The sequence below is a fragment of the Pseudomonas sp. PS01303 genome, from assembly GCF_029959385.1.
Classification (GTDB): domain Bacteria; phylum Pseudomonadota; class Gammaproteobacteria; order Pseudomonadales; family Pseudomonadaceae; genus Aquipseudomonas; species Aquipseudomonas rustica.
Genome location: NZ_JASCPK010000016.1, coordinates 13,515 through 34,965, shown reverse-complemented (window position 1 = coordinate 34,965; position 21,451 = coordinate 13,515). Strand labels below are relative to the sequence as shown.

General features: G+C 57.6%; 21 protein-coding genes. 9 read left to right on the top strand and 12 right to left on the bottom strand.

Going from position 1 to position 21,451, the window contains the following annotated elements:
- Window positions 1-152: 152 nt before the first annotated feature.
- Window positions 153-407: a type II toxin-antitoxin system prevent-host-death family antitoxin gene (locus QMX93_RS07925; protein ID WP_086791676.1), complete on the top strand. Its 255-nt coding sequence runs from the start codon at window positions 153-155 to the stop codon at window positions 405-407.
- Complete coding sequence (locus QMX93_RS07920) at window positions 404-658, top strand: Txe/YoeB family addiction module toxin (RefSeq protein ID WP_159813989.1); 255 nt, start codon at window positions 404-406, stop codon at window positions 656-658. The genes QMX93_RS07925 and QMX93_RS07920 overlap by 4 nt, the downstream gene beginning before the upstream one ends.
- On the opposite strand, the gene QMX93_RS07915 is transcribed toward QMX93_RS07920, so the two are convergent.
- On the bottom strand, window positions 652-1,818 hold the full coding sequence (locus tag QMX93_RS07915; protein WP_282354351.1) for an aspartate aminotransferase family protein: 1,167 nt from the start codon (window positions 1,816-1,818) through the stop codon (window positions 652-654). The two genes, QMX93_RS07920 and QMX93_RS07915, sit on opposite strands and share 7 nt — an antisense overlap.
- A gap of 98 nt (window positions 1,819-1,916) precedes the next feature.
- Here QMX93_RS07915 and QMX93_RS07910 point away from each other — a divergent pair, with 98 nt between their 5' ends.
- Window positions 1,917-2,822: a LysR family transcriptional regulator gene (locus QMX93_RS07910; RefSeq protein ID WP_282354350.1), complete on the top strand. Its 906-nt coding sequence runs from the start codon at window positions 1,917-1,919 to the stop codon at window positions 2,820-2,822.
- 56 nt (window positions 2,823-2,878) lie between these two features.
- A complete protein-coding gene (locus QMX93_RS07905) occupies window positions 2,879-3,283 on the top strand; it encodes a GNAT family N-acetyltransferase (protein WP_282354348.1) in 405 nt (134 codons plus the stop codon).
- A 15-nt stretch (window positions 3,284-3,298) separates the two neighbouring features.
- Here the strand turns inward: QMX93_RS07905 and msrA are convergent, their stop codons facing one another.
- The 3 genes from msrA to msrB are packed head-to-tail and all read right to left on the bottom strand — an operon-like array spanning window position 3,299 to window position 6,389.
- The gene (gene msrA / locus QMX93_RS07900; RefSeq protein WP_282354346.1) at window positions 3,299-4,003 is read right to left on the bottom strand and encodes a peptide-methionine (S)-S-oxide reductase MsrA; all 705 of its coding nucleotides are present in this window, start codon (window positions 4,001-4,003) and stop codon (window positions 3,299-3,301) included.
- Between the two features lie 15 nt (window positions 4,004-4,018).
- Window positions 4,019-5,827 carry a cytochrome c biogenesis protein DipZ gene (locus QMX93_RS07895; RefSeq protein WP_282354344.1) on the bottom strand — a complete coding sequence of 603 codons (1,809 nt, stop codon included), beginning with the start codon at window positions 5,825-5,827 and terminating at the stop codon, window positions 4,019-4,021.
- Window positions 5,828-5,870: 43 nt separating this feature from the next.
- Window positions 5,871-6,389 (bottom strand): peptide-methionine (R)-S-oxide reductase MsrB, encoded by a 519-nt coding sequence (gene msrB, locus QMX93_RS07890; RefSeq protein ID WP_282354342.1) that lies wholly within the window; start codon window positions 6,387-6,389, stop codon window positions 5,871-5,873.
- Window positions 6,390-6,540: 151 nt separating this feature from the next.
- Between msrB and QMX93_RS07885 the strand changes: the two genes are divergently transcribed.
- From QMX93_RS07885 to QMX93_RS07875, 3 genes are all read left to right on the top strand, one after another.
- Window positions 6,541-7,251 carry a response regulator transcription factor gene (locus QMX93_RS07885; RefSeq protein ID WP_159814006.1) on the top strand — a complete coding sequence of 237 codons (711 nt, stop codon included), beginning with the start codon at window positions 6,541-6,543 and terminating at the stop codon, window positions 7,249-7,251.
- Window positions 7,248-8,759, top strand: a complete 1,512-nt coding sequence (locus QMX93_RS07880; RefSeq protein WP_212545556.1) for a HAMP domain-containing sensor histidine kinase — start codon at window positions 7,248-7,250, stop codon at window positions 8,757-8,759. Before QMX93_RS07885 ends, QMX93_RS07880 begins: the two co-directional genes overlap by 4 nt.
- 118 nt (window positions 8,760-8,877) lie before the next feature.
- Window positions 8,878-9,579 carry a hypothetical protein gene (locus tag QMX93_RS07875; protein WP_282354335.1) on the top strand — a complete coding sequence of 234 codons (702 nt, stop codon included), beginning with the start codon at window positions 8,878-8,880 and terminating at the stop codon, window positions 9,577-9,579.
- 297 nt (window positions 9,580-9,876) lie between these two features.
- Here the strand turns inward: QMX93_RS07875 and QMX93_RS07870 are convergent, their stop codons facing one another.
- On the bottom strand, window positions 9,877-10,368 hold the full coding sequence (locus QMX93_RS07870; protein WP_034156086.1) for a RidA family protein: 492 nt from the start codon (window positions 10,366-10,368) through the stop codon (window positions 9,877-9,879).
- A gap of 348 nt (window positions 10,369-10,716) precedes the next feature.
- On the opposite strand from QMX93_RS07870, the gene QMX93_RS07865 reads away from it, so the two are divergent.
- Complete coding sequence (locus tag QMX93_RS07865) at window positions 10,717-11,886, top strand: ATP-binding protein (RefSeq protein WP_053123577.1); 1,170 nt, start codon at window positions 10,717-10,719, stop codon at window positions 11,884-11,886.
- Between the two features lie 64 nt (window positions 11,887-11,950).
- Here QMX93_RS07865 and cyoE read toward each other — a convergent pair whose 3' ends face one another.
- From cyoE to hmpA, 7 genes are all read right to left on the bottom strand, one after another.
- Window positions 11,951-12,838, bottom strand: a complete 888-nt coding sequence (gene cyoE, locus QMX93_RS07860; RefSeq protein ID WP_053123579.1) for a heme o synthase — start codon at window positions 12,836-12,838, stop codon at window positions 11,951-11,953.
- A gap of 10 nt (window positions 12,839-12,848) precedes the next feature.
- Complete coding sequence (cyoD, locus tag QMX93_RS07855; protein WP_053123586.1) at window positions 12,849-13,187, bottom strand: cytochrome o ubiquinol oxidase subunit IV; 339 nt, start codon at window positions 13,185-13,187, stop codon at window positions 12,849-12,851.
- Window positions 13,187-13,810: a cytochrome o ubiquinol oxidase subunit III gene (cyoC, locus tag QMX93_RS07850; RefSeq protein ID WP_042560958.1), complete on the bottom strand. Its 624-nt coding sequence runs from the start codon at window positions 13,808-13,810 to the stop codon at window positions 13,187-13,189. Before cyoC ends, cyoD begins: the two co-directional genes overlap by 1 nt.
- Window positions 13,811-13,813: 3 nt before the next feature.
- Window positions 13,814-15,844 (bottom strand): cytochrome o ubiquinol oxidase subunit I, encoded by a 2,031-nt coding sequence (gene cyoB / locus QMX93_RS07845; RefSeq protein WP_053123588.1) that lies wholly within the window; start codon window positions 15,842-15,844, stop codon window positions 13,814-13,816.
- Between the two features lie 3 nt (window positions 15,845-15,847).
- Window positions 15,848-16,789, bottom strand: coding sequence for a ubiquinol oxidase subunit II (cyoA, locus tag QMX93_RS07840; protein WP_008084799.1), 942 nt, complete (start codon window positions 16,787-16,789; stop codon window positions 15,848-15,850).
- A gap of 825 nt (window positions 16,790-17,614) precedes the next feature.
- A complete protein-coding gene (locus QMX93_RS07835; RefSeq protein WP_282354314.1) occupies window positions 17,615-18,124 on the bottom strand; it encodes a disulfide bond formation protein B in 510 nt (169 codons plus the stop codon).
- Window positions 18,125-18,322: 198 nt separating this feature from the next.
- Window positions 18,323-19,504 (bottom strand): NO-inducible flavohemoprotein, encoded by a 1,182-nt coding sequence (gene hmpA, locus QMX93_RS07830; RefSeq protein ID WP_212548779.1) that lies wholly within the window; start codon window positions 19,502-19,504, stop codon window positions 18,323-18,325.
- A 164-nt stretch (window positions 19,505-19,668) separates the two neighbouring features.
- On the opposite strand from hmpA, the gene norR reads away from it, so the two are divergent.
- Window positions 19,669-21,228, top strand: a complete 1,560-nt coding sequence (norR, locus tag QMX93_RS07825) for a nitric oxide reductase transcriptional regulator NorR (RefSeq protein ID WP_282354305.1) — start codon at window positions 19,669-19,671, stop codon at window positions 21,226-21,228.
- Window positions 21,229-21,451: the final 223 nt, after the last annotated feature.

Here is a 21,451-nt window from a genome sequence, read left to right as displayed (position 1 = left end):
GATTACAACCTTCTCAGAAACGTCTCCAATGCTCTTGAGTGATACTGGATGTGCTCGCAGACAGTCCTTCTGTGAAACAACCACTGGTAGGTATCGCCTTGTCATCATGTACTCATTTCTGTACGTTCTTTGCATCCAGCGAGGACGACTACATGCAAACCATCAACTACACCACAGCCCGCGCCCATCTGGCCGAAACGATGGATCGCGTCAATGAAGACCGAGCGCCACTGCTGGTAACCCGCCAAAAAGGCGAGCCTGTCGTAATGATGTCTCTCGCCGAGTACAACGCGCTCGAAGAGACAGCCTACTTGCTGCGCTCACCAGCCAACGCCGAGCGGTTGATCAAATCGATTGGCGAAATGCGCGCCGGGAAAGCCAAAGTCAGGCAATTGATCGAAGAATGAAAATCGAGTTCACGCCGACAGGCTGGGAAGACTATTTATGGTTTCAGCAGAACGATAAGGCCGGACTTAAACGTATCAATCTGTTGATCAAAGCAATCCATCGACAACCGTTCGAAGGTTTGGGTAAACCCGAGCCGCTCAAACACAACTTGAGCGGCTTGTGGTCACGACGCATAACTGCCGAGCACCGTTTGATCTATAGGGTCGAGGACGGTGAGATTTGCGTCATCCACTGCAGATACCACTACTGAACAACTCGCCCAATCCCCCTGACAATCATCTCCACCTCCCGCTCATCAATCGTCAGCGGTGGCAGCAGCCGTATCGTTTTGCCACGCGTGACGTTGATCAGCAAGCCATGATCCCGCGCCGCGATCAGCGTCAGATCACGAACCGGTTGCTTCAACTCGATACCGATCATTAAACCCAAACCTCGAATCGCCAGCACATTGGGATTGTCCGCCAGTTCTGCACGCAGCCGCGTCAGCAGACGCTCACCCTGCAGCCGCGCGTTCTCCAGCAAGCCCTGCTCTTCGATAATATCCAGCACCGTGCAACCCACCCGGCAGGCCAGCGGATTACCGCCGAACGTGCTGCCATGGCTGCCCGGCGTGAACAGATCCGCCGCCCTGCCCCGTGCCAGACACGCGCCGATCGGCACGCCATTGCCCAGTCCTTTCGCCAGCGTCATGACATCCGGAACGATGCCTTCGTGCTGGAACGCAAACCAGCGCCCGGTGCGACCAATGCCAGTCTGGATTTCATCGAGCATCAGCAACCACGCCTGACGATTGCACATTTCACGCAGCGCTTTCAGGTAACCGGGCGGTGCCAGTTGTACGCCGCTCTCGCCCTGAATCGGCTCGACCAGAATCGCAACGATGCGCTCGCCGTGCTTCTGCCGCACGTGCTCCAACGCGTCGAGATCGCCGAACGGTACTTTGACGAAATCCCCCGGCAGGTCATTGAAACCCAAGCGCACCGCCGGGCCATCGCTGGCAGATAACGTACCAAGCGTGCGGCCATGAAAGGCGTTGGCCATCACCACCACCAACGGCTGTTCGATGCCTTTGCGCCAGCCATAAAGGCGCGCCAGTTTCAGCGCGGTTTCATTGGCTTCGGCGCCGGAGTTGTTGAAGAACGCGCGCTGCATTCCGGACAACTCGGTCAGCCGCTTTGCCAGTTGTTGCTGCCAGTCGATGCTGTAGAGATTGGAGGTGTGCAGCAGCAAGCCCGCCTGCTCGCTGATCGCGGCAACGATCCTAGGATGCGAATGACCGACGTTGGTCACGGCCACCCCGGCGACAGCGTCCAGATACTCGCGCCCCGCCTGATCCCACAGTCGGGTGCCCAAGCCTTTGGTGAAACTAAGGGCTAGCGGTTGGTAAGTGTTCATCAGGGCGGCGGTCATGACTTCAAACTCCAGTGCAGGTGTGCTGGCAGTATGGTTAGCCACTTGAACTGGATAAACTCGGCAAAACTTCGATCATTTATAAGCAGGACTTGATAATGGATCTGTTCCAGTCGATGAGCGTCTACGTCAAAGTCGTCGAAGCCGGGAGCATGACGGCGGCCGCGTTGCAGTGCGACATGTCGACGACGATGGTCGGCAATCACCTGCGCGCGCTGGAGCAACGGCTGGGCGTGCAACTGCTGCAACGCACCACTCGCCGTCAGCGGCTGACCGAGTTTGGCAGCGTTTATTATCAGCGCTGCCTGGAAGTACTGGGACTGGTCGCCGATTCTGAAGCCCTGGCCGAACAAGCCCTCGATCAACCGCGTGGCATGTTGCGCATCACCGCGCCGCTGACCTTTGGTGTCGAACGCCTGGCGCCAGCGCTCAGCGAATATTCGCTGCTGTACCCACAAGTAAAACTCGATGTGGTGCTGACCAACGGCCGCCCCGACTTACTGGAAAGCGGTCTCGACGTGGCATTTCGACTGGGAAATTTCGAAGAGTCGAACCTGATCGCCCGGCCCTTGACCGATTACACCCTGACCGTGTGCGCATCCCCGCAATACGTGGCGCGACGCGGCATGCCAAAAACGCCTGAAGAGTTGCAGCAGCACGACTGCCTGTCGTTCGCCTATCCGGCCGGCGATGACTGGCAATCAGTGGAAAAACGCTGGCGCCTCAGCGGCCCGGACGGGGAAATCATGGTCGACGTCAGCGGGCCGATGCTGATCAACAGCTCCGCCGGTTTGCATCAGGCCGCGCGCAACGGCATGGGCATCGTCATGCTGCCGGATGCGCTGGTCGAGCAGGATCTGCGTGAAGGCAAACTGGTCAAGGTCATCCCTGATTACCACGCACCGAGCAGGCCGATGCATTTGCTGTACGCGCAGGATCGCTATCGACTGCCGAAGCTGCGCCGCTTCGTTGAATTTGCCATGCGCATGTGGGGGAAATCCTGACTCCGCGCGTGCTTCAACTACGCTCGAAACAACGACGAACAAGGACGTAATCTGAAATGAAAAACACACTGAACGTGCGCGATTTGCATCCCGGCGAAATTGAATCAGTACGGCTGTTTCTGCAACAGCATGGCTGGGGACATCGCGTCGGTTCACCTGAGCATTTTGCGCAACTGATCCGTAATTCACAGCGAACGGCAGTCGCACTGAAAGATGCGCAGATTATCGGTTTCGCCCGGGGCATCACCGACGGTTTATCCAACGGATACCTGTCGATGGTGGTCGTTGATGACCACCATCGGCGAGAAGGTGTAGGTCGAGCGCTGGTTGAACATGTGATGGGCGACAACCCCGACATCACCTGGGTGCTGCGTGCCGGGCGTGACGGGGCTGAAGCGTTCTTTGCCAGTCTGGGGTTTGAAACGTCAGTGATTGCGATGGAGCGACCAAGGCTAAAGTAACGGGCTTTGATTCGATCACGACCCGCCCTTCACCAACACCGGTTTTTCCTGATAACGCTCCGCAAACATCTGCTTCAAATTCGCCACTTTCGGCATGTCGTTGATCGCGATGTATGGATAGCTCGGATGTTCGGTCAGGAAGTCCTGGTGATAGTCCTCTGCCGGGTAAAAGCCGTTGTAGCTTTCCAGTTTGGTGACGATCGGTTTGCTGAAGGCATGGGCCGCATCGAGTTGCGTGATGTAGGCCTGTGCGACCTTCTGCTGATCGGCATTGATTGGGAACAGCGCCGAGCGATATTGCGTGCCGCTGTCTGGGCCCTGCCGGTTGAGTTCGGTGGGGTTGTGGGCCACCGAGAAGTAGATCTGCAACAGGTCGCCGTAGCTGACCTGCGTCGGATCGAAGGTGACCTGCACCGATTCCGCGTGGCCGGTATCGCCGCCGCTGACCCGCTCATATTCAGCGGTGTTGGCCGCGCCACCGGCGTATCCCGAAACGGCTTTCTGCACGCCTTTGACGTGTTGAAAAACACCCTGCACGCCCCAGAAACAACCGCCCGCGAACACCGCGGTTTCGCTGTGAGCCTGGGTGATTTCATCGAGCGTGGGTGGAGGGATGACCACCGCGTCTTCGCCGCCAAAGGAGAACGCTGAGACCTGGCCGATCACGCCGACGACCGCAACGGCCAGCAACATACGACGCCATGTGAATTGGGTTTTCATGTCTGTCACTCCTGATCAACCGAAGGTAAACGCGTAGGCGGAAACACCGGGGTCGAGAAATTCGATGCTGAAGGTTCGATCCTTCACGCCGCCGGACTGCCGCACTAATTGATACAAACGCTGTTCGGTGACTTGGCCAGCGCCGTCGGGGGAGACATCGACGCCATGCGCATCGCCCGGGGCCTGACCATCAATCGACACTTTGAAGCGCACCGGTTTGCCATCCGCGCCCGGCCCGAGCACCAGATGCAGGTCGCGGGCATGGAAGCGGTAAACGATGCGGCTGGCTGTGGCACCGGCGGTGGCGCGTTCGGCGCCGACGTTCCATTGGCCGCCGAGGCTCCAGTCATTCAGGGCCAGATTGGCCGGCGGGACATAGACGGAAACTTTGTTGGGCAGCAGGCTAGTTTCGGGCACGAAATGTTCTGCGCGCTGGTAGCCGAGGTAGGTTTCCGGCGATTGCACTTCGTTCATGTCCGGGGCCAGTTGCACGCCCTTGGCGTCGGCATTGATCAAGCCATCGGTGACGGTTTTCGAACCGGCTTCACGCAACAGTTGTTGAATGACGCGTTCCGATTCGGCGTAATCCCCTTCACCAAAGTGGTGGTAACGAATGCGTCCCTGGGCGTCGGCAAAGTAATGCGCCGGCCAGTATTCGTTGTTGAAAGCGCGCCAGATCTTGTAGTCGTTATCGATGGCCACCGGGTAATTGATGCCCAATTCCTTCATGGCTTTGGTGACGTTTCCTACATCGCGTTCGAAAGCGAATTCCGGCGCGTGTACGCCGATCACCACCAGGCCCTGATCGCGATATTTTTCCGCCCAGGCTTTGACGTAAGGCAGGGTGCGCAAACAGTTGATGCAGGAGTACGTCCAGAAATCCACCAGCACAACTTTGCCCTTCAACACTTGCGCATCCAGCGGCGGCGAGTTGAGCCATTGCACGGCGCCGTCGAGCGGCGGCAACTGGCCTTCGACCGGCAATGAGCCCGGTGCTTTCGCAGCCATTTTCATCGCGCCGCCGGCGGCCATCATGCTGCCGTTCGCCAACTCATCTGCCGGCGGAATCTGCGCCATCATCGTGCCGTTCGCTTCAGGTTTTTTTGCTGAAAGCTTGCCAACCAATGCTTGCTCGAGCCCTCCGGTAGACGCGGTCGATATCCGCGCGAGAATGCCAGTATCAAGACCCAAAGCGATCGCTGCCACGCCGGCCAACATCAACGCGCCGAGGCCACGACGAATCCACTCGCCGGTACCAATCGAACGCTTCATGAAGGCGAAAACCTTACCGCCCAGCAACAGCGCTGCGGCCAATGAGGTCGCGGCACCCGCCGCGTAAGCGAGCAACAACAGCGTGGTGGCGATGCTTGCCCCTTGCAGCGCGGCACCGGTCAAAATCAAGCCGAGGATTGGCCCCGCGCAAGGCGCCCAGAGCAGCCCCGTGGCGACCCCGATCAGAAACGAAGCGCCGGGACGCGGGCGATTGTCCTGTCCGGCGGCTTGCGACAGACGACTGCCGGCCGACACCAGTGGCCGGGTCAGGCGCTCGGCCACACGCGGCAGGAGCAAAGTCAGCCCGAACAGCGCAACGAACAGCAACGCGAGCCAGCGCCCGTACTGATTGACTTGCACCACCCAACCGCCGCCCACCGCCGCCAACGAGGCGACGAGCGCAAAGGTCAGCGCCATCCCCGCCAGCAGCGGCAAGCCACTCTTGATAAACGGCTGCCCGGTGCGAGCGAAGACAAAAGGCAGAACCGGCAGGATGCAAGGGCTGACGATCGTCAGCACACCACCGAGATAAGCGAGAACCAAGAGCCACATAGATTTGTCCTGTGTGAGGTGAAGATCGCCCGCGCTTCATGGCTTACGCCGCCACGGTTTTGAAGGTCATGGCCAGGCCATTCATGCAATAACGCAGACCGGTGGGTTTCGGGCCGTCATCGAAAACATGCCCCAAGTGACCGCCGCAACGCCGGCAGTGAACCTCTTCGCGCGACATGCCGAACGATCGATCCTGGCGCACCGCCACCGCACGCTCCAATGGCGCCCAGAAGCTCGGCCAACCGGTGCGGCTGTCGAATTTGGTCGCGGAGGAAAACAGCGCCAGATCACAACCGGCGCAGGCAAAAGTGCCGACCCGATGCTCGTTGTTCAGCGGGCTGGTGTAGGCGCGCTCGGTGCCTTCTTCGCGCAGGATCTGGTATTGCTCGTCGCTCAGGATCGAATGCCATTCACTGTCGCTGTGCGTCACTTCAAACATTTCATCTGCCTGCGCTGCGCTGACCACTGCAGTGCTGGTCGACAATTTTGGCAATACACCCGCGACCAGGGCTGCAACCCCTAGCCCGCCGCCCGCTAACAGAATCTGTCGCCGTGAAAACATGGCCGCCTCCGAAAATTCCAAGTGCTCTTCATGGAACACAGCCTAGGCTTGGATTGATCGCCAAATCCTCACAGGGAGTTAACGAATTCGTGATAACTCGCCACGGGAAAAACCCGCACAATGCGTCAATCGCGCCGAAGGATTGAGCTTCATGGAACAGACCAAACGCGTTCTCGTGGTCGAAGACGACCAGCACATTGCCGACCTGATTTGCCTGCATTTGCGGGATGAACAATTCGAGGTGACCCACAGCGCCGACGGCGACGAGGGCATGCGCCTGTTGCAACAAGGCCATTGGGACGCGCTGATCCTCGACCTGATGTTGCCGGGGGTCGACGGTCTGGAAATCTGCCGCCGCGCCCGGGCCATGGCGCGCTACACACCGATCATCATCACCAGCGCCCGCTCCAGTGAACTTCACCGGATTCTGGGTCTGGAGTTGGGAGCCGATGACTATCTGGCCAAACCGTTTTCGATGCTGGAACTGGTGGCGCGGGTCAAAGCGCTGTTGCGCCGGGTCGACGCGATGGCGCGCAATCTGAAGATGGATGCCGGCAGCCTCATTCTCGATGGGCTGAGCATCGACCCGATCACCCGCGACGTCAGCCTCGACGGTCAGCGCCTGGATCTCACGCCACGGGAGTTCGACCTGCTGTATTTCTTCGCCCGCCAACCGGGCAAAGTCTTCTCGCGCATGGATCTGCTTAACGCCGTTTGGGGTTACAGCCATGAGGGTTACGAGCACACGGTCAATACCCATATCAATCGTCTGCGGGCAAAGATCGAAAAAGACCCGGCACAGCCGACGCGCATCCTCACCGTGTGGGGCCGTGGTTATAAATTCGGTACCGAGCAGCCATGAAACTGACCCTGACGCAGCGCCTGTCTATCGTTTTCGCCGTGTTGCTGCTGGTGTGCTGCGGCACATCGGCGTGGCTGCAGGTGCGCTCCAGCAAGATGCATGAACTGGAAGTGGTGCAAGGGTTGTCGAGGGATCTGGCGCAACACATCGCCCACGACACCGTGCTGATGGACAGCAACGGCTTGATGCCCGGTGCCGTGCGCCAACTGTTCAGCCAATTGATGCTGGTTAATCCGAGTGTCGAAGTGTATTTGCTCGACGGTGAAGGGAAGGTTGTCGGCAGCGCCGCGCCTGAAGGCCGGATACTTCGGCAGCAGGTCGATCTGGCGCCGATTCGCCAATTGCTCAACGACCAGCCCTTGCCGATCCTCGGCGACGATCCGCGCAGCGTGGACGGACGCAAAGTCTTCAGCGCCGCACCGCTGAAGGTCAATGGCAAACCCGCCGGTTATCTGTACGTGGTGTTGCTTAGCGAAGAACACGACCGTTTCGCCGAACGCGGGGCGACCAGCGCCGCGCTCAATACTGCTCTGTTGTCGATCGGACTGGTCGCGCTGCTGTGTTTGATCGCCGGTCTCACCGCATTCAATCTGATTACCCGACCGTTGCGGCGACTCACCGATACCGTCAGCCGTTTTGATATCGATGGAGCACCGCAACCGGTCACAGCGCCTGTGGATAAATCCGCCGACCCGGATGAAATTGCCGTTCTTGACGCGGCTTTCAGGCAGATGCAAAACCGTCTCGGCGAACAGTGGCGCTCATTGACCCGTCAGGATCAGGAACGCCGCGAACTGGTGGCGAATATTTCCCATGACCTGCGCACGCCACTGGCCTCGCTGCACGGCTATCTGGAAACCCTTTCACTCAAGGACGCCACGCTGTCACCGGAAGAACGCCGGCGTTATCTGGGCATCGCGCTGGATCAGAGCCGCAAGGTCGGCGGTCTGGCGCAATCGCTGCTGGAACTGGTGCGGCTGGAACACGGGTTTGTACAACCGGTGCTTGAGCGTTTCTCCCTGACCGATCTGGTGCAGGATATATTTCAGAAATTCGAACTGACCGCTGAGGCACGACAGGTCGAACTCAAGGCGCAGTTTGTGCCAAACCTGCCAACGGTCTGCGCCGACCTTGGGCTGATCGAACGGGTGCTGACCAATCTGGTGGATAACGCGTTGCGGCACACGCCACAGGGCGGCGAAATCGAACTCGATCTGAAACCCCATGGCGCTTTGGTCGATGTTACGGTCAGCGACACCGGCCCAGGCATTGCGCCTGAATTGCGCGAAGGGCTGTTCCTGCGCCCGTTCAATATCGGTGGCGCGCGACGGGATGGCGGCTTGGGTCTGCGCATCGTGCACCGCATCTTGCAATTGCATGGACGCGACATTCAGTTGCTGGACGTTAATGGGCGCGGCGCGACGTTTCGCTTTTCGCTGCCAACGGATCAGCAAACCGCCGAGCAATGGATGGTACGTTCAATGAATCTGCACACCCCGGCCAAATAGTTGAGACCGCCGGCCCGTTGCTCCGTGACAACGCCGCCCCGCTCCCCTAAATTAGTCGACCTGAAAAAGCCCTCGGGCTTGCTCATCTCCACTCAAGTTAAAAAGTAGTGAAATTTCAATGTCCGATTTCAACACCGCTGAATCCGTAGTCACCGAATCGTCCAAAGCGGAATACGAAAACTCCATCAATCTTTCACAACACCTGCCACAAGCCAAAATCATCAGCGAGATGGTGCTGGACGCGTTCCAGTCGACCCGCGAAAGCGACCAGATCCGCGAACTGCGCGCCGCGATCCGTCACGCTCACGACAGCTTCGACGACGACAAGGCTTACGAGCTGATGGGCGAACTCAAGGCTCTGAAAGACGCCGAAGCCGCCGACCTCGCCGCCCTCGAAGACCTGAGCAGCAAGTTTTCGATTGGCCGCATCCTGTCCAGCTTCAAGGACGATCCGGCGTTCCAGGAAATCGTTTACGGCCTGGCCCTCAAAGTGCTGAATCAGACCCATCAGGCGATCAGCAACCCGAGCGGCGGCAAGAGCAAGGCTGCGAAGAAGAAAGAAGTCGAAATCTTCACCATCAGCAAAGACGGCATCAGCGTGAACCTGCCACTGCGCACACCGCGTTCGCGTCTGAATGTTGATCGTGAAGCGCTGGAGTTCCTCGGTTTCACCTTCGTCGGTGAAGGCGAAGAGGCGGAACTGGAAAGCGAAGTCTTCGTTGATAACGACGGCGCCGAGCAGGCCGTGAACCGCAAGAACATCATCACTGCACTGCAGAAGCAGACAGCGTTTGATGGGTACAGCATCGCTGCGCAGTAATTTTCAGCGCTGACGAAAAAGCCCCGCACTGGGATTCAGTGTGGGGCTTTTTGGTTTTCGGGGTTTAGTGGGATGGCCTACACCGAGGCCCCTCACCCCAGCCCTCTCCCGAGGGAGAGGGAGCCGATTGGGGGATATTGTAGAAGTACGCCGAAATGAACGTGCTGTGCCGAATCCACAATCGCCACTGTCTTGCAGGTCGATGAATAGCTCAAGACACTTCGGTCAGTCCCCTCTCCCTACGGGCGGTCCGACGTTTCGGGAGGGTTAGGGTGAGGGCAATTCGCGAGATCAGACTCAAGCCGATGGATGCAACGCCACAATCATGTCCACTTCAATCGCCGCATTCTTCGGCAACTGATACACCCCCACCGTCGTCCGCGTATGACGCCCGGCGTCACCGAGCACATGGCTGAACACATCCGAAGCACCATTGGCCACTTCACTCAAATCGACGAAATCCGGCGTCGACTTCACATACACCGTGACCCGCAACAACGCCTTGATCTTGTCCAGCGACCCCACCGCATCAACAATCAGCGCCAGACACCGCATCGCACTGATGCTCGCCGCCGCCTGCGCATCCTTGAGCGTCAGCTCCAGCCCAACGCGACCGGGATACTGAATCTTGCCGTGAGTGCGCGGCACCATGCCACTGATGTACAGCTCATCATGATGACGAATCAGCGGCGCGTAATTACCGCCAGCCGTGTTCTCGCCATAGATGTCGTAATTCAGCTCTTGTGCCAGGGCAATAAAGCGTTCGTCGCAGGTCATCCTCTCAGTCATGTCGCCCAGCCTTTTTATGATTTAACCACGAGTTACGACAGATGAACGCCGTACTAAAAACACCGACGAACCCATCGAAATATTTGGATCCAAATCTAGAGATTTCGGGATCACTGCGCAACCGCCTCTCCAGTGACTGATTTTAAAGGCTTTGTCAGTTCGAACCTGCGCGATCAACTCTCGGCCAGCACATCGCTACGATTGCCTCTCTCGGCGACCCCGGTCAAGGTCGTTACTAACATCAAAATTTGCTCCCGGCATCGCCTGTGGAGCAACCATCTAGCAACTTATTTATAGTTATAGCCACATCTCACTATAACTATCTATAAGTTCGTATGAGATTAAGCCGTGGACAAGAATACAAATCCCTTCAATCCCGGAGCCGGCGTTTCTCCCCCAGAGCTCGCGGGGCGATCCGAGGTACTGGAAACGGCTAACACCGCACTCGCACGAATCAAACGCGGCAAGCATGCTAAGTCTCTAATGGTATTGGGACTGCGGGGCGTCGGGAAAACAGTGCTTCTGAATCAAATTAAAGACAGAGCAGTGTCTCAAGGCTATCTCGCCGAGATGCAGGAAGCCCACGATGGTGCAGAGCTAAAACAACTGCTGATTCCAGTTTTACGCCGATTGCTGTTACGTCTTGATCGCGTACAAAACACGGTTGAGACCGTAAAGAGAGGAATTCGGATCCTCCGCAGCTTCATTGGCAACATCACCATTGCAGCCGGGGGAGCGGAGGTTACGCTGGGTGGCGACTCTGAAGCGGGTTATGCCGATAGCGGAAATCTTGAAGATGATTTGCGAGATATCCTGATAGCCACTGCAGAAGCAGCCCGCGACGCAGGTCAACCGATCGTCATATTGATCGACGAATTGCAGTATCTCTCCAAAGATGAACTCGGCGCTTTGATCCGCGGAATACACGCAATCAACCAGGCCGCGTTACCTTTAATCTTGTTTGGTGCGGGGCTGCCGCAGCTCGCCGGGCAGGCAGGTGATGCCAAAAGCTATGCCGAGAGACTTTTCGAGTTCCCCCGATTGGGGGCGCTATTGGAAGTGGACGCCTGGAAAGCTTTACGTGATCCCGTTGAAGATGAAGGCGCCAGAATATCTGACGGCGCATTACGCGAGATTTTTCAGAAAACCCATGGCTATCCCTACTTTCTTCAGGAATGGGGTTATACCGCTTGGAACATTGCAAAAGATCAGATCATTACTGAAGAGGATGCACAGGCAGCCACAGAGGAAAGCATTCGCAAGCTCGACGAGTCATTCTTCAGGGTGCGTTTTGATCGTACGACGCCTGCCGAAAGGGATTACATGCGTTGTTTGGCTGAGCTGGGAGAGGGGCCGCAACGCTCTGCCGACGTCGCCAAGAAGCTGGGGAGAAACGCTACAAGTCTAGGGCCAGTACGCGACAGCCTGATCAAAAAAGGCATGATCTACAGCCCTGAATACGCACTCATCGCGTTTACTGTTCCACTGTTTGATGAGTTCATGAGGCGAGTCCCTTAACTCACCCAACAAAAAACCCCGCACATCTCTCAATGTGCGGGGTTTTTCTTCAAGCCTTTAAACCTTACGGCGCATACGTCAGCAGCAGCTCCGCCGGCACCTTGAAGTCCAGGGACATCATGACGCTCAACGCGGTGATGGTGAAGATCGAGAACACGAACAGCTTGCGTGCCCAGACCGTGTCATCCACCGCTTTGTAGCCAGTCCAGGCCATGTACAACCAGTACATGCCCATGGCTGCGGCGACAGCGAGGTAGCTCATGCCGGCGTAGCCGCTGAAGGTCAGCATCAAGGTCGCTACGAGGAACGCCAGGATGTAGAGCAGGATGTGCTTCTTGGCCACTTGAATCCCGCGCTTCACTGGCAGCACCGGAATCGATGCGGCCAGGTAATCGTTGAAGCGGAAGATTGCGATGGCGTAGGAATGCGGCATCTGCCACAGGCTGAACATCACCAGCAGCGTCAGCGCGGCCATGTCGAAGCTGTTGGTTACGGCAACGTAACCGATCACTGGCGGCATGGCGCCCGACAGACTGCCCACCAGCGTGCCGTGAACTGACTTGCGCTTGAGGTACAGGCTGTAGAAGCCGACGTAGATAACAAAGCCGATTACGGCGAACAGGGCAGCCAACGGGTTGGCCACCTTGTACAACAAGGCAACGCCGAGAACACCAAGGATGGTCGCGTAAACCAGTGCCAGTTTCAGGGAGATCAAGCCCTGCACCAGCACGCGGTTTTTGGTGCGTTCCATCTTCAGGTCGATGTCGCGGTCGATGCAATTGTTGAACACGCAACCGGAGGCGACGACCAGGGACGTGCCGATCATGGCTGCCAGAAACACCGCCAGATCGACATGCCCTTTCGAGGCCAGGAAGAACCCGCCTGCCACAGAAAGCACGTTACCGAAAATGATCCCCGGTTTGGTGATTTGGATAAAGTGCTTAAGCGACATCGGGTCTACCTCACTTCGCCATCATGTACGTGTGGATGCTGAACATGATCCACAACGACAGACCAACCAGCAGCACGATCACAATCGCGGCGAACACGAAGGCGATCACATTGTTACGTTGCGCAGCCGAGCGGTCCAGGTGCAGGAAGTACACCAGGTGGACAACCACCTGGATCACGGCGAAGGCCAGAACGATCATCAGCGTGATCGACTTCGGCAACGACGGGTACATCACCAGAGCAAACGGGATCGCAGTCAGGATCACCGACAGGATGAAGCCGATTGCATAGGACTTGACGCTGCCGTGGCCGGCGTCGTCGTGGCTGTCATGGGAGTGTGCGTTAGCCATTACAGGGTCCCCATCAGGTAAACAACGGTGAATACGCAGATCCACACCACGTCCAGGAAGTGCCAGAACAGGCTCAGGCAGCTCAGACGGGTCTTGTTGGTCGCCGTCAGGCCGTGCTTGTTGACCTGGTACATCATGATGCCCATCCAGATCAGACCCGCGGATACGTGCAGACCGTGGGTACCGACCAGGGTGAAGAACGCGGACAGGAAGCCCGAACGGCTAGGACCGAAGCCCTCGGAGATCAGCAGGTGGAACTCGTTGATCTCCATGGCGATGAAGCCTGCGCCCAGCAGGAAGGTCATGAACAACCAACCCAGAACCTGCTGCTTCTTACCTTTGTACAACGCCAGCATGGCGAAGCCGTAGGTGATCGAACTGAACAACAGCAGAGCGGTTTCGCCCAGCACGTATGGCAGTTCGAAGATGTCGTGGCCCGACGGGCCACCGGCGACGTTGTTTACCAGTACCGCGTATACCGCGAAGATCGACGCAAACAAAATGCAGTCGGTCATCAGGTAGAGCCAGAAACCGTATACGGTCATCTCGCCCGAATCGTGGTGATGGTCATCGTGCCCATGTTCACCATGGGCGTGTCCAGCATTGGTCACTAAATTCGACATGGTTTAAGCCTGTTCCAACGAGGTTTCAACACGGGTGGCATTGGCCGGGATTTTCCCTGCCGCGACCAGACGCTTGTGCTGCTCGGCTTCGATACGTTCGATCGTTTCAACCGGAACCATATAGCCCTGATCGTCACGTGCAGCGTGGATCACGAAGTAGACAACAGTGCCTACCAGGCTCGCGATGGCCAGCCACCAGATGTGCCAGATCATGGCAAAACCGAAGACGGTCAACAGTGCGCCCATCACCACGCCAGTGGCGGTGTTGTTCGGCATGTGAATCGGCTCGTACTTGGCCGGACGCTGGTACGCAGTACCGTCTTCCTTGGCTTCGGTGAACGGGTCGATGCAGTCAGCTTTTGGCAGCACAGCGAAGTTGTAGAACGGCGGAGGCGACGAAGTCGACCATTCCAGAGTGTGTGCATTCCACGGGTCACCGTGATCGCAAATGTTCTCTGGCTTGTTGCGGTCACGCACACTGACGTACAGCTGAATCAGTTGGCAGGCGATACCGACAGCGATCATCACCGCACCGAACATGGCAACGTACAGGTACGGTACCCACTCAGGGTTGGTGGTGGCGTTCAGACGACGGGTCATGCCCATGAAGCCCAGTGCATAGAGCGGCATGAACGCGACGAAGAAGCCGGAGATCCAGAACCAGAACGCTGCTTTACCCCAGCCTTCGTGCAGCTTGAAGCCGAACGCTTTCGGGAAGTAGAACGCGAAACCTGCGATGTAACCGAATACCGCACCGCCGATGATCACGTTATGGAAGTGCGCGATCACGAACAGGCTGTTGTGCAGAACGAAGTCAGCACCCGGGATGGCCAGCAGTACGCCGGTCATGCCGCCGATGGCGAAGGTCACCATGAAGCCCAAAGTCCACAGCACCTGGCTGGTGAAACGCAGACGGCCTTGGTAGATGGTGAACAGCCAGTTAAATAGCTTCACACCCGTCGGGATGGAAATCAGCATCGTCGCCAGACCGAAGAAGGCGTTGACGCTTGCACCCGAACCCATGGTGAAGAAGTGGTGCAGCCAAACCATGAAGCCCAGTACCGAGATCGCGCCCGAGGCGTAGATCATCGAGTGGTGGCCGAACAGTTTCTTGCCGGTGAACGCCGAGATCACTTCCGAGAAGATGCCGAATGCCGGCAGGATCAGGATGTAAACCTCAGGGTGGCCCCACGCCCAGAACAGGTTGACGTACATCATTGGATTGCCACCAAGTTCATTGGTGAAAATGTGGAAATCCATGTAACGGTCAAGGGTCAGCAGTGCCAGGGTAGCGGTCAGGATCGGGAACGAAGCCACGATCAGAACGTTTGCCCAGGTGCAGGTCCAGGTGAAGATCGGCATGTCCATCAGTTTCATGCCAGGGGTACGCATTTTCAGTACGGTCGCGAGGAAGTTAACCCCGGTTAACGTCGTACCTAACCCGGATAACTGTAGCGCCCAGATGTAGTAGTCCATGCCCACGCCAGGGCTGTACTGCAGACCCGACAGCGGTGGATAAGCAACCCAACCGGTCTTGGCGAATTCGCCAACGCCCAGGGACAGGTTGATCAGCACAACGCCGGACACCAGCAGCCAGAAGCTCAGGGAGTTCAGGAACGGGAACGCAACGTCACGCGCGCCGATCTGCAGCGGCACTGCAAGGTTCATCAGGCCGGTGAAGAATGGCATCGCCATGAAGATGATCATGATCACACCGTGAGCGGTGAAGATCTGGTCATAGTGTTCAGGTGGCAGGTAGCCAGGCGAACCCTCGGTGGCCATGGCCAACTGGGTACGCATCATGATGGCGTCGGCAAAACCGCGCAGCAGCATGACCATGGCGACGATGATGTACATCACGCCGATTTTCTTGTGGTCAACCGAGGTCAACCACTCGGTCCACAGGTACGTCCACTTCTTGAAGTAGGTGATTGCAGCGAACAGCGCCAGACCACCGAGGGCGATCATGGCGATGGTCACCATCACGATCGGCTCGTGGAATGGGACTGCTTCCCAACTTAATTTACCAAACATCGTTTACTCCTCTGCCCCGGCAGCTGAATGCGAACTCGAGTCAATTTCCGTGGCCGCCACTTCTTTCTCTTTCTTCTCGTGCTTCAGCGGCTTGCCCGGCTTCATACCTTCGTACTTGTCGACGATGATCTGGAACTGGTTCGGCGTGACCGAGGAGTAGAGCTCGACTGGGTTGTTCTGGCTTGGCTTGGCAAGGGCTGCGTATTCAGCTTGATCAAGCTGTTTAGGTGACTTCTTGACTTCACTTACCCAGGCGTCGAAATCTTCCTGAGTGGTGGAAATAGCTTTGAACTTCATGCCGGTGAAACCCGCGCCGCTGTAGTTGGCGGAGATACCGTCCATTTCAGCGTTACGGTCAGCGATCAGGTGCAGCTTGGTCTGCATGCCCGCCATCGCGTAGATCTGGCCGCCCAGCCCCGGGATGAAGAACGAGTTCATCACAGCGTCAGAGGTGATCTTGAAGTTGATTGGCGTGTGCGCCGGGAACACGATCTTGTTGACCGTGGCGATGCCTTGTTCCGGGTAGATGAACAGCCACTTCCAGTCCAGCGCGACCACTTCGATGGTCACAGGCTTGACGTCGGATTCGATCGGACGATACGGATCCAGCTCGTGAGTCGAGATGTAAGTGATGTAACCCAGGGCAATAATGATCAGAACCGGGATGGTCCACACCGCCACTTCGATTTTGGTCGAGTGCGACCATTTCGGGGTGTAGACAGCGTTCTTGTTCGACGCGCGGTATTTCCAGGCGAACAGGAAGGTCATGACGATAACCGGCACAACGACCAACAGCATCAGCAGGGTCGCGGTGATGATCAGGTTGCGCTGTTCCAGGCCGACCTGGCCCGTTGGATTGAGCAAGGTCATGTTGCAGCCTCCCAGCAACAACGTGCCGAGCAGCGGCACTAGGCCTAGTAATCTGGGGTACCTGTTTTTACTCATCTCACGACCTCTAAAGCAGCTTGCGCAATGCAGTTGGGTTTTGATCGCCAACACTTCACCCTGCCAAGGGTTGGCATTTTCTTTGGATTGAATAAGGGCCGCCCGTCTCGCGTCAGACGCTCGACAAATCCTGGGACAGCGGTGAGTTCTTATTCGAATTCGTGGTCAAAGGCCTAGTTACAGACCAATTCCATTTGGTGCGGAAAGTTGGAAGGCACCGACACCTGGGTGTCTTGGAAGCCTAACGACTCACTCGACACCCGACTTCCTGCTCGCCTCCTTAATAAAGGCTGAACAGTGCCGGGAATTCAGTGCGGGCGATTGTAGATAGGTAGCGCCCTATACACCATGTCTTATCCCGAAATAATTTTTATCCGTTCGAGCAACAATCCATCGCCATTTTTGCAAAAGTTCCACATGTTATCGAAATCGATTCTCAACAAAAACACCAAAAATTGTAGGTCTACCCGCCTCAGTTCAGACAGCTCTGATGGCTTTTTCCCACAGCGATATCAGCGTAAAGCCCGATAACACAAGGGCTCTGGCCATTTGCCAGAGCGTGTTAAAACTGCCTGTTCGAGCGTTTGTGCTTAAAAGCAGAAAATTGCCGAAACAGACCAATGTTTTTGTGTAACAGGAGGCCAATCCAGCCCCTCGCGAAGCCCTGCGACACACCGCGTGTGACAACATGTCGCACACCTGTCGCACCCTCCGTTGCCGTTCGTCACGGTGTTTTCACAAAGTCTCTGAAATGCAAAACGCCCCGATTTACTGATCCGCAAATCGAGGCGTTTTCTGTATCGGCTTGCTTGCCGAATAGTTGACTCAGCGCAGTGACTTGCGGTTACGCGAGGTCAGCAGCGGCACCAGAATCACCACCAACACGAACGCCACCAGCGCCCATTGCGCCAGCGACAGGCCGAGGATCGGCGGGTACGGCGTCGAGCAGAAACCGTCGACCTGAAAGCCCAGCGGGAAGATCTTCGCCAGCGGCAGATCATCGACAATCGGCTGCAGCACATCGATGCCACAGCTCACTGCCGGATAGAACTGCGTGTACACGTGGTGCCCGGCGACGGCAGCGCCAGCCAGTGCGCAAATCACCACCAACGCTTCGAACACGGTGATGCTGCGACGCGTACGCATGGCCGCGCCGATGAACGCGAAGATCGCAATCAGCAGCAACGCATAACGCTGCAAGATGCACAGCGGGCATGGCGCTTCACCGAGCACGATCTGCATGTACAACGCCCCACCGATCAGCGCCAGGCAGATGATGCCCAACAGCACCAGAAAGCGCCGCTCACGTCCCAACCGCATTGTTTCCTCGCTCATCGCGTTTCCCTTGTATGTCCATGGTTCAGCCGGCGTGCGGCTGAAAGTTGTCGCAAGTCTACACCGGGGGAATAAACGATAAAGCGGTTAAGGATTCATTAAATCCAGGATCAAAAGATCGCAGCCTCCGGCAGCTCCTACAGTTATTACACCCTTTCCCTGTAGGAGCTGCCGAAGGCTGCGATCTTTTGCTGGGGGTTACTCCAAAGCCGAAGCCGGCCCGAAGAACTCGTAACGGCTCTGCTGCTCCGGCACGCCCAGTGCTTTCAGGTGACGCTTGATCGCACCCATGAACCCCTTCGGCCCCAGGAAGTAAGCGTCGACATCGCGCTGTTCCGGCAACCACTCGCCCAATTGCTCCAGGCTCAACATGCCGACCTTGTCCGCCGCCGGGCTCACGCCATCGTCTTCGGCGTAGCAGTAGAAACGCTTGAGCTGCGGATGACGCGCCGCCAAGCCATCGACCCAATCGCGGAACGCATGCACGCCGCCATTGCGCGCGCAGTGGATAAAGTGCACAGGACGCTCGGTTTCCAGCGCCGCTTCGAGCATCGCCAATGTTGGCGTAATACCCACGCCCCCGCTGATCAGCACCAGCGGTTTATCGCTGGCCGTCAGGGTGAACTCGCCCGATGGCGGGAACAGCTGAATGCTCGCGCCGACGTGCAGTTGATCGTGCAAGTGATTCGACGCACGACCACCCGGTTCACGTTTAACGCTGATGCGGTACTGACCTTTATTAGCCAGCGCCGACAGCGAGTAGTTGCGGCGGATTTCTTCGCCATCGAGGATCAACTTCATGCCGATGTACTGACCCGGCTCGGCCGCCAGAATCGCGCCTTTATCGGCAGGTTCGAAGTAGAACGAGATGATTTCCGCGCTCTCTTCAACTTTGGCCGCGACGATAAAGTCGCGCGCCCCACGCCAGCCGCCTACTGCGTGTTCTTTCTCGTCGTAGATGGCTGTTTCTGCACCGATCAGAATGTCGGCCAGTTGACCGTACGCCGCGCCCCACGCGCTCATCACTTCCGGGGTGGCGATTTCGTCACCGAGCACTTCAGAGATTGCCCGCAACAGGCAGGTACCGACAATCGGGTAGTGCTCCGGTAGAATCTGCAGGGCCACATGCTTGTTGATGATTTTCGCCACCAGATCGCCCAACTGATCAAGCTGATCAATGTGGCGGGCGTACATCAAGACCCCGTTGGCCAGAGCACGCGGTTGGTCGCCGCTGGCCTGGTGCGCCTGATTAAATAGAGGGCGTACTTCCGGGTATTCAGAGAGCATCATGCGATAGAAGTGCGTGATCAGCGCTTCCCCGCCGCTTTCCAGCAGAGGCACGGTGGATTTGACGATGGCACGATCCTGGACGCTAAGCATAAGAGTGACTCCTGAGCTTCTTGAAAAAGTTATCTGAGTCATATCAGTTTCCGTGCCAACTTTTTAATCCCTATAAATCAATGGCTTGAGAAATATGTAGTCATAACGACTCAAAGGGTTTTATAGTCATCTCGACTACATCTTGTCTCTTTGACTACACAACCATGACTGCCAAATCTCTGCTTACCGCTCTACTGCCATTAGTCTCCGACCTGTCTCGCGAACTGCCCGAGGGCGAGCGTTATCGACGCTTGCTCGAAGCCATGCGCGCCCTGCTGCCGTGCGATGCCGCCGCGTTGTTGCGCCTCGACGGTGAATCGCTGGTGCCGCTGGCAGTCAATGGTTTGAGTACCGACACCCTTGGCCGCCGTTTTAAGGTCAGCGAGCACCCGCGCTTCGAAATCCTTCTGGCCGGTGCCGGGCCAACGCGTTTCGCCGCCGACAGCGACTTGCCCGATCCTTATGACGGTTTGGTCGATGGGCTCGACGAACATCTGGAAGTCCACGACTGCCTCGGCTGCCCGCTGTTTGTCGATGAAAAACTCTGGGGGCTGATCACCCTCGACGCGCTCGATCCGGAACGTTTCGAGCCGATCGAACTGGATGCTCTGCAAGCGTTCGCCAGTCTGGCCTCGGCCACGGTCAACGCGGCCGAGCGCATCGAACGACTGGCGATTCGCGCGGAGGACGAGCATCAGCGCGCCGAGGTGTACCGCCAAGCCAGCGGTCAGCAAAACCGCGAAATGATCGGCCAGAGCAAAGCGCTCAAACGCTTGGTGGAGGAAATCAACCTGGTCGGCGGCAGCGATCTGACTGTGCTGATCACTGGCGAAACCGGGGTCGGCAAAGAACTGGTGGCTCAAGCGATCCACGCCGCCTCCCCGCGCGCCGACAAACCGATCATCAGCCTCAACTGCGCCGCGCTGCCGGACACCTTGGTAGAAAGCGAACTGTTCGGCCACGTGCGCGGCGCGTTCACCGGCGCCACCAGCGACCGTCGTGGCAAGTTTGAACTGGCTAATGGCGGCACGCTGTTTCTCGATGAAGTGGGTGAACTGTCGCTGACGGTGCAGGCCAAGTTGTTGCGGGTGTTGCAGAGCGGGCAGTTGCAGCGTTTGGGCTCGGATAAAGAGCATCAAGTTGATGTGCGTTTGATCGCCGCGACCAACCGCGATCTGGCCGAGGAAGTACGCAGCGGTCGCTATCGTGCCGACTTCTATCACCGTATGAGTGTGTACCCGCTGCGTGTGCCGGCGCTGCGTGATCGTGGGCGGGATGTGTTGTTGCTCAGCGGTTTCTTTCTGGAGCAGAACCGTTCGCGCATGGGCCTTAATAGCCTGCGTCTGAACAGCGATGCGCAGGAAGCGCTGCTCGCTTATACCTGGCCCGGCAACGTGCGCGAGCTGGAGCATTTGATTGGGCGCAGTGCGTTGAAGGCGTTGGGTAACTGCAAAGTGCGGCCGAAGATTCTGAGTTTGAGTGCAGCGGATCTGGATTTGCCGCGTGAGCTTGTGGATAACTCTGCCGCCGCGGCTGCCGATGTTGTTGCGACGGCGCCGTTGATTAACGGTGATTTGCGCAGTGCGACTGAGGAGTATCAGCGGCGGTTGATCAGTGCGGCGCTGGAGCGGAATCAGGATAACTGGGCGAGTGCGGCGCGGGAACTGGGGCTGGATCGGGCGAATCTTGGGCGGATGGCTAAGCGGTTGGGGATGAAGGGCTAGAAGCACACCCTCACCCTAGCCCTCTCCCACTGGGAGAGGGGACTGATTGGGGGATATTGGCGATGTCCGCCGACGTGAACCTGCTTTACCGAATCCATAATCGACTCGGTCGTTCAGGTCGATGTAAAACGCCAGACACCTCGGTCGGCCCCCTCTCCCTCTGGGAGAGGGCTGGGGTGAGGGGCGCTGGATCCGGCTCTGAATCCAACCCCAACCCGACAAC